Source organism: Streptacidiphilus neutrinimicus, assembly GCF_000787815.1.
In the GTDB taxonomy this organism is placed as follows: Bacteria; Actinomycetota; Actinomycetes; order Streptomycetales; family Streptomycetaceae; genus Streptacidiphilus; species Streptacidiphilus neutrinimicus.
In genome coordinates, this window is the sequence record NZ_BBPO01000081.1 from 25,060 (window position 1) to 31,707 (window position 6,648).

Annotated in this window: 9 protein-coding genes; 8 read left to right on the plus strand and 1 reads right to left on the minus strand. The window is 70.7% G+C overall.

Annotated elements, in window-relative coordinates:
- Positions 1–490: TetR/AcrR family transcriptional regulator (locus TR48_RS32710; protein ID WP_042374028.1), on the minus strand; the 490-nt coding region annotated here is incomplete at its 3' end.
- Between the two features lie 149 nt (positions 491–639).
- Here TR48_RS32710 and TR48_RS44790 point away from each other — a divergent pair.
- The 8 genes from TR48_RS44790 to TR48_RS32745 all read left to right on the plus strand — a co-directional run bounded on the left by TR48_RS44790 (position 640) and on the right by TR48_RS32745 (position 6,405).
- Positions 640–1,239 carry a hypothetical protein gene (locus tag TR48_RS44790; protein ID WP_063771111.1) on the plus strand — a complete coding sequence of 200 codons (600 nt, stop codon included), beginning with the start codon at positions 640–642 and terminating at the stop codon, positions 1,237–1,239.
- Between the two features lie 59 nt (positions 1,240–1,298).
- On the plus strand, positions 1,299–1,472 hold the full coding sequence (locus TR48_RS41150) for a CsbD family protein (RefSeq protein WP_084729946.1): 174 nt from the start codon (positions 1,299–1,301) through the stop codon (positions 1,470–1,472).
- Between the two features lie 115 nt (positions 1,473–1,587).
- Positions 1,588–1,929, plus strand: coding sequence for a hypothetical protein (locus tag TR48_RS32720; protein ID WP_042374029.1), 342 nt, complete (start codon positions 1,588–1,590; stop codon positions 1,927–1,929).
- Positions 1,930–2,032: 103 nt separating this feature from the next.
- Positions 2,033–2,377, plus strand: coding sequence for a hypothetical protein (locus tag TR48_RS32725; RefSeq protein ID WP_236652433.1), 345 nt, complete (start codon positions 2,033–2,035; stop codon positions 2,375–2,377).
- A gap of 41 nt (positions 2,378–2,418) precedes the next feature.
- Positions 2,419–2,592 carry a hypothetical protein gene (locus TR48_RS32730; RefSeq protein ID WP_042374031.1) on the plus strand — a complete coding sequence of 58 codons (174 nt, stop codon included), beginning with the start codon at positions 2,419–2,421 and terminating at the stop codon, positions 2,590–2,592.
- Positions 2,593–2,843: 251 nt separating this feature from the next.
- Positions 2,844–3,032 (plus strand): hypothetical protein, encoded by a 189-nt coding sequence (locus TR48_RS46015; RefSeq protein ID WP_042374032.1) that lies wholly within the window; start codon positions 2,844–2,846, stop codon positions 3,030–3,032.
- A 304-nt stretch (positions 3,033–3,336) separates the two neighbouring features.
- Positions 3,337–3,927 carry a hypothetical protein gene (locus TR48_RS32740; RefSeq protein ID WP_063771112.1) on the plus strand — a complete coding sequence of 197 codons (591 nt, stop codon included), beginning with the start codon at positions 3,337–3,339 and terminating at the stop codon, positions 3,925–3,927.
- A gap of 198 nt (positions 3,928–4,125) precedes the next feature.
- A complete protein-coding gene (locus TR48_RS32745; RefSeq protein ID WP_042374033.1) occupies positions 4,126–6,405 on the plus strand; it encodes a catalase in 2,280 nt (759 codons plus the stop codon).
- The last annotated feature ends 243 nt before the right edge of the window (positions 6,406–6,648 follow it).

Below are 6,648 nucleotides of genomic sequence, written 5' to 3' on the forward strand. Positions count from 1 at the left end.
GCAGGAATCCGAACAGGGCGCGGTAGATGTGCAGGGCGTCGGCGCCGGTGAAGCCGGCCCGGGTGAGCAGGGCCAGGATGTCCTCGAGCGGGCGCAGGGTGCCGCGGGGGCGCAGGGCCAGGGGTGTGGCCAGGGGGCGGGTGACCAGCAGCGGCACGACGCGCGGGTGGGTCAGGGCGAGGTGGCGGAAGCGGTGGGCCACGGCGCGCAGTTGGGCTACCCAGTCGGGGTCGGAGGGGTCCACGGTGAGCTGGGCCAGGACGGTCTCGGCGATGCCGTCGAGCAGGGCGGCCTTGTTGTCCGCGTGGCGGTACAGGCTCATCGGGTCGCGGCCCAATGCCCGGGCCAGGGCGCGCATGGAGAGCTTCTCTACCCCGTCCCGGTCCACGATCTCCAGGGCGCAGGCCAGCATCCGCTCGCGGGTCAGCTTGCCGTCCGGATGCGGCTCCGCTTCCTCCTGCAGCGCGCGACCGGCTGGGGACGCATCCATGCCAAGCACCTTCCTTCTCGTCGCGACGGGCCCGCCAGCGGGTGGAAGGCCGCGTGCTGCAAATCAGTAGACCTACGGTGTAGACACCAGTCTAGCCAAGGAGTTAACTGTAGGTCTACGGCGTATATCCCTCTTGGGAGGAAAACGTCATGATCATTATCCTCGGACTCATCATCCTCGTCGTCGCGGCGATCGTGGCCGTGGCAGGAATCTTCAGCAATACCGGCAGCGCCCACGCCGTGAACGGCGCGTTCTCGGTCTTCGGCCACCACCTGAACGGCTCCACCGGAACACTGTTCCTGTTCGGCATCATCGTCGGCGCCGCCGCCATGCTGGGCCTGGGCCTGCTCCTGACCGGCGCCCGCCGCACCTCCCGCCGCGGACTTGCCGCCCGACGCGACCTGCGGCACTCCCGCCGCGAGACCGCCGCCGTCGACAAGGACCGCGAGGCCCTGGCCGGGCAGCGCGACACGGCCCGCGCCAAGACGGCGACCGTCGCCCAGGAACGCGACGACCTGACCCGGCAGCGCGACGATCTCGCCGAAGAGCGGGACGACCTCGCCGGACAGCGCGAGAACCTGCTCAAGCAGCGCGAGGACCTGCTCGACCGGGACGCGCGCCCGCGCGCCACGCCGACCAGTTCACGTGCCGTCCCGGACCGCTACGCGGCGAACAGCCACCCGGCCCCCTCGGACGAGGAGCAGCACCGCAAGGAGAACCCGTTCGGAAATCGCCCGGCCTCCCTCTGAGCCCGTCCGGGCCTCCCGGCACCAGTCCCCAAGAAGCAATCCCGCGAAGGGAAGCAGTCATGAGCGTCAGCAAGAAGGCCGCGCACAAGGCCGAAACGGTCAAGGGCGGCGTCAAGAAGGCCGTCGGCCGCGCCACCGGCGACCGGTCCCTCGAGGCCGAGGGCCGCGCCGACCAGGCCAAGGGCGACACCAAGCAGGCCGGAGCCAAGATCAAGGACGCCTTCAAGCACTGACCGGCGCCCGACCGGCAACCTGCCGCGCCGTCACTCGGGCGGGCAGGGCACCACGCCAGCCGCGGGGGCCGGGGCCGGCCCCCGCCGGCAGCCACATCGCGAAAGAGGAATCCACATGAACGACATCTGGGGCTACCGCCCCGCCGCCCGGTACACCGCCGGCACCGACCTGACCGGCTACCAGGTCGACGCGATCGACGGCCACGTCGGGAAGGTCGACGACGCCACCGACGACGTCGGCTCCGCGTTCATCGTCGTCAACTGCAAGCCGTGGCTCTTCGGCAAGCACGTGATGCTGCCCGCCGGCACCGTCACCCTCGTCGACCACAGCCAGGAGACGATCCGCGTCGCCCTCACCAAGGACCAGATCAAGAACGCACCCGGATACGACCGCGACGCCCACAGGGACGACACCGGCTACCGCACCACCCTCGGCAGCTACTACGGATCCCGCTGACCACCCGACCCGGCAGGAGAACCAGGCACCGCACCCGGGCCGCCCGACACCCTGAGGAGTCGTCATGTCGAAGCACACGAAATCGCCCACCGGAACACCAGCCATGAGCAGGGACGATGTCCCCGAGCGCGGCTGGGGCCCGAGCGTGGACGACGGTACCCCCGCGCCGGACAACCCCAGCGCGCACCGATCCTTCCACCCCGACCAGTACGCCCCCAAGCCGGGCCCGCGCCCGCCGGTGGCCGAGGAGGAGAGCGGCAACCCCGCCGGCAACCCCGTGCACAGCCACGGACGCCGCGGCGAGGACATCGCCAAGAAGCCCCAGAAGGGCCACCACGACACCGGCCCCCGCGGCCCGTCCCAGCGCCCCAGCGGGACCCGCGACCAGTCCGCGATAACGGGCATCGACCCCAAGGACCCGCCCACCGCGCCCCGCACCGGAGCCTGAGACCGCGCGTCCGCACAACGTAGGGAAAGGAGGTGTTCCCCATGGTTCTCCTGATCGTCGTCCTTCTCCTGGCACTGATCCTGGGCGGCGCCGGGTTCGCCCTGCACGCCCTGTGGTGGATCGCGCTGGTCGTCCTAGCCGTGTGGCTGCTCGGCTTCGTCTTCCGCGGCGAGCGCACCGGCGCCAGCGGCCGCGGCCGCTGGTACCGCTGGTAGCCACAGCAGGCAAGACAACTGAAAGCCCACCACACAGCCCCGGCAACGACAGCCCCCGGCGGGCGGCAGGCCGACCTTCGGACGCACCAAGGACCAGATCAAGAACGCACACGAGATCAATCCCGACGCCCACCGGGGCGGCGCCCGGCTACCGCACCACGCCAGCACCAACTACTACGGATCCCGCTGCACAGCCCAGCCCGGACCTGAGCCGGCGCGTCCGCACGACAGAGGGAAAGGAGGTGTTCCCCATGGTTCTCCTGACCGTCGTCCTTCTCCTGGCACTGGTCCTGGGCGGTGCCGGGTTCGCCCTGCACGCCCTGTGGTGGATCGCGCTGGTCATCTTGATCGTCACGCTGGCCGTCGTGGCGGTGTGGCTGCTCGGCCTCGCCTTCCGCGGCGAGCACTTCGGCACGGGCGGCCACCGGTACCGCTGGTAGACACGCATCGTGCGACAGGACGAACAGCCGCTTCCCCCCTCGCCCCTCGCGCATCGAAGTCCAAGGCGAGCGCACGTCCGGGGACGGCGCGCCTTGCGTACCCCCGATGCATGGCCCGGGGTGGTTCGACGCGCAGCCCCTCTCGTACGGCGACCAAGTAGCGAGCTCGGCATCACCCCCTCAGGCGCGGGCGTCCGCACCCACTCGGGGCGGACCCGGAGACCACCGCATTCGAGCAGAGCCGACGGGAGCTGGTCGACACCGTCTCCTACGAACTCCCGAACACCCACCCTGGAGCACCGCCATGGTCACCCAAGCAGAGCACCCTGGATTCTCCCCACTGCTGAAGATCTACCTCAACGACCACCTTGCCGGCGCCACCGCAGGCGTGGAACTGCTGCGCCGCGCTGCCAGGACCCACGCAGGCGACACGATGGGCCCCACGCTGGCGAAGCTCGGAGCCGAGGTCGAACAAGACCGGGCAACGCTGGTCAACCTGATGCGCGCGGCTGGCGTGGCGCCGCAGCGCGGCAAGGCCGCCGCCGGCTGGCTGGCCGAGAAAGCGGGACGGCTGAAGTTCAACGGCCGCCTGCTATCCCGCTCCCCACTCAGCGACGTCTGGGAACTGGAGCTCATGCGGCTGGGCGTGGAAGGCAAGACCTCGTGCTGGCGCACCCTCCGAGCCCTCGCGGAAACGGACGGCCGCCTCGACGGCGCGCAGCTCGACGGCCTCATCAAGCGAGCCACCCGACAGGCGCAGACCCTCGAAGCCCTGCGCACCTCCTCGACCGTCACCACGTTCACTGAAGGCCGCGGCGCTAGGCCGCGCGAGGAGGTCACACTCCCGCCGGGTGTGAGGATCACGCCCGACCCCGGCGGGGGACGGGTGTGCTGAATTCGCGGCGGCTGCAGGCACCGGTACGCGAAGGATGGCCGCCGTTCGCTCGGGGGGCAGGTGTGTCATTCCCGAGCTGAATGCCGCCGGTCGGGATAGTCGTTCGTACAGCAGCCGTTCGCACCGCATCAGAGGGCCTGGGGCGCCGGTCCGGTGGATCGCCCCCTGTACCGGCCCGACCCAACACCGGAGGACATCATGGCCGACGACAAGCCTGGCTCTGTGAACAAGATTGTGGACGCCTCCGCGGAGTCTCCCCGCGACGACAAGCCCGGCCCGCCTACGACGGTGCCCGGCGCGCCGAGCAGCCGGCCGCCGCAGGTGGCGGAGCCGACCGAGCCGAGGGCTCCGCTGCCCCTGAAACCGGATCAGCGGGCGCCCCTGCCGCTGTCGTCCACCGGCCGTGAGACCGGCGTGGCGGTGGACGCGCGGTCTCAGAACGGCGGCTACCTGACCACCGCGCAAGGCGCTCGCCTGCCGGATTCCGACCATTCATTGAAGGCCGGTCCGCGGGGCCCGGTTCTGCTGCAGGACCATCACCTGCGCGAGAAGATCACGCACTTCGACCACGAGCGGATCCCCGAGCGGGTGGTGCACGCCCGGGGCGCCGCGGCCCACGGCGTCTTCCGCGGTTACGGCACGGCGGGCGCGGTGACCCGGGCGGCGTTCCTGGCACAGGGAGTGGAGACGCCGGTGTTCGTTCGGTTCTCCACCGTCCTGGGGTCGCGGGGCTCGGCGGACACGGTGCGCGACACTCGCGGGTTCGCGACGAAGTTCTACACCTCCGAGGGTGTCTTCGACCTGGTCGGCAACAACATTCCGGTGTTCTTCATCCAGGACGCGATCAAGTTCCCGGACGTCATCCACGCCGGCAAGCCGCACCCGGACCGGGAGATCCCGCAGGCGCAGAGCGCGCACGACACGTTCTGGGACTTCGTCTCGCTGCACACCGAGGCGACGCACCACACCATCTGGAACATGTCCGACCGCGGCATCCCCCGCTCCTACCGGATGATGGAGGGCTTCGGGATCCACACCTTCCGCCTTGTGAACGCTGAGGGTGCGAGCACGCTGGTGAAGTTCCACTGGAAGCCCAAGGCCGGCGTGCACTCCCTGGTCTGGGAGGAGGCCCAGCTGATCTGCGGCACGGACCCCGACTTCCACCGGCGCGACCTCGCCGATGCCATCGAGGCGGGCAACTTCCCGCAGTGGGAGCTCGGCATCCAGACCTTCCCCGACACTCCGGAGCAGCTGTTCGAAGGCATCGACCTGCTCGACCCGACCAAGATCGTCCCGGAGGAGCTCGCCCCGGTCCAGCCGATCGGGCTGCTGACACTGAACGCCAACCCGGTCAACTACTTCGCCGAGACCGAGCAGGTCGCCTTCCACCCCGGTCACCTCGTACCGGGCATCGACATCACCGACGACCCGCTGCTGGCCGGCCGCCTCTTCTCCTACCTCGACACCCAGATCACCCGCCTGGGCGGGCCGAACTTCGCGCAGATCCCGATCAACCGCACCCACGCACCGGTCAACGACATGCTGCGCGACGGCTTCCACCAGGACGCGGTGCACGGCGGCGTCGCCCCCTACAAGCCCAACTCGCTCGCCGGCGGCTGCCCGTTCTTCGCCGGGGCCGACGAGCACGCCTTCGTGGAGTACCCGACCCCGATCGCCGCCGCCGCGAAGGTCCGTGAGGCACCCGCTTCCTTCGCCGACCACTTCAGCCAGCCCCGCCAGTTCTGGCTCAGCCTGAACCCGGTGGAGCGCGAGCACGTGATCGCCGCCTACACCTTCGAGCTCTCCAAGGTGCACGAGCAGGCGATCAAGCAGCGGGTGCTGGCCGTCCTGGCACAGATCGACCGCGAACTCTGCCAGCAGGTCGCCGCCGGGCTGGGCCTGCCCGCACCGCAGAGCGACACCGCGCCCGCCGATGTCACCCCCAGTCCGGCCCTGTCCCAGCTCGGGCGGCGCTGGCCCGCTACCGGCCGCGTCCTCGGCATCGTCACCGGCCCCGACGGCGATCCAGGCACCGTGCGCCGGATGCGCGACGCCGCCCAGCACGCGGGGCTGCTGCCGCTGATCATCGGCCCCAACGGAGCACCGTTGTCGGACGATCTCGCCGTCCAGCGGACCTTCGGCGCAGCCCGGTCCGTCGAGTTCGACGCGCTGCTGCTCGCCGACGCCCCCGCACCCGGCGCGGACGACCGCGGGGCTGCTGACGCCAAGTCAGGTGCGGTCACCGGCGGCCAGCCGGGGCTGGACTCCCGCGTCGTCCTGCTGGTCAACGAGGCCTACCGGCACGCCAAGCCGATCGCGGGGCTCCCGGAAGCAAGCGCCCTGTGGGCCGCGGCAGGGGTCGATCCGCACGCACCCGGCGTGTTCAGCGAAACCGACGCAGCGCAGGCCGTTCCCGCCCTGGTGGAGCGGCTGGGCACCCACCGGGTCTGGGAGCGCTTCCCAGCCGCGGGAGGCTGAGCCCTCCTCCCGCGGCTGCCTTGGGGCACGGGGGTGCGCGTCCCGCGCTCGGGGCCGGGATGACCTGGCCGGGATGACCTGGGTTCCCGAACGACCAGGTGGCTGGAGTGTTGAGGCGGGGATGCCAGGGCTGGGTTCCCGCGCCCGGCAGTCCTCCGTCCGGCCGTTGGTGCCGGACGAGGGCGGCTGAATTGCTGGATGAATCAGACGATTCCGGGTGAATCGACCTCCGGGATATGGGTA

Bases quoted from the DNA above. Each gene is read 5' to 3' on its own strand.
- TR48_RS44790 (WP_063771111.1), top strand. From the start codon at position 640: ATGATCATTATCCTCGGACTCATCATCCTCGTCGTCGCGGCGATCGTG.
- TR48_RS41150 (WP_084729946.1), top strand. From the start codon at position 1,299: ATGAGCGTCAGCAAGAAGGCCGCGCACAAGGCCGAAACGGTCAAGGGC.
- TR48_RS32720 (WP_042374029.1), top strand. From the start codon at position 1,588: ATGAACGACATCTGGGGCTACCGCCCCGCCGCCCGGTACACCGCCGGC.
- TR48_RS32725 (WP_236652433.1), top strand. From the start codon at position 2,033: ATGAGCAGGGACGATGTCCCCGAGCGCGGCTGGGGCCCGAGCGTGGAC.
- TR48_RS32730 (WP_042374031.1), top strand. From the start codon at position 2,419: ATGGTTCTCCTGATCGTCGTCCTTCTCCTGGCACTGATCCTGGGCGGC.
- TR48_RS46015 (WP_042374032.1), top strand. From the start codon at position 2,844: ATGGTTCTCCTGACCGTCGTCCTTCTCCTGGCACTGGTCCTGGGCGGT.
- TR48_RS32740 (WP_063771112.1), top strand. From the start codon at position 3,337: ATGGTCACCCAAGCAGAGCACCCTGGATTCTCCCCACTGCTGAAGATC.
- TR48_RS32745 (WP_042374033.1), top strand. From the start codon at position 4,126: ATGGCCGACGACAAGCCTGGCTCTGTGAACAAGATTGTGGACGCCTCC.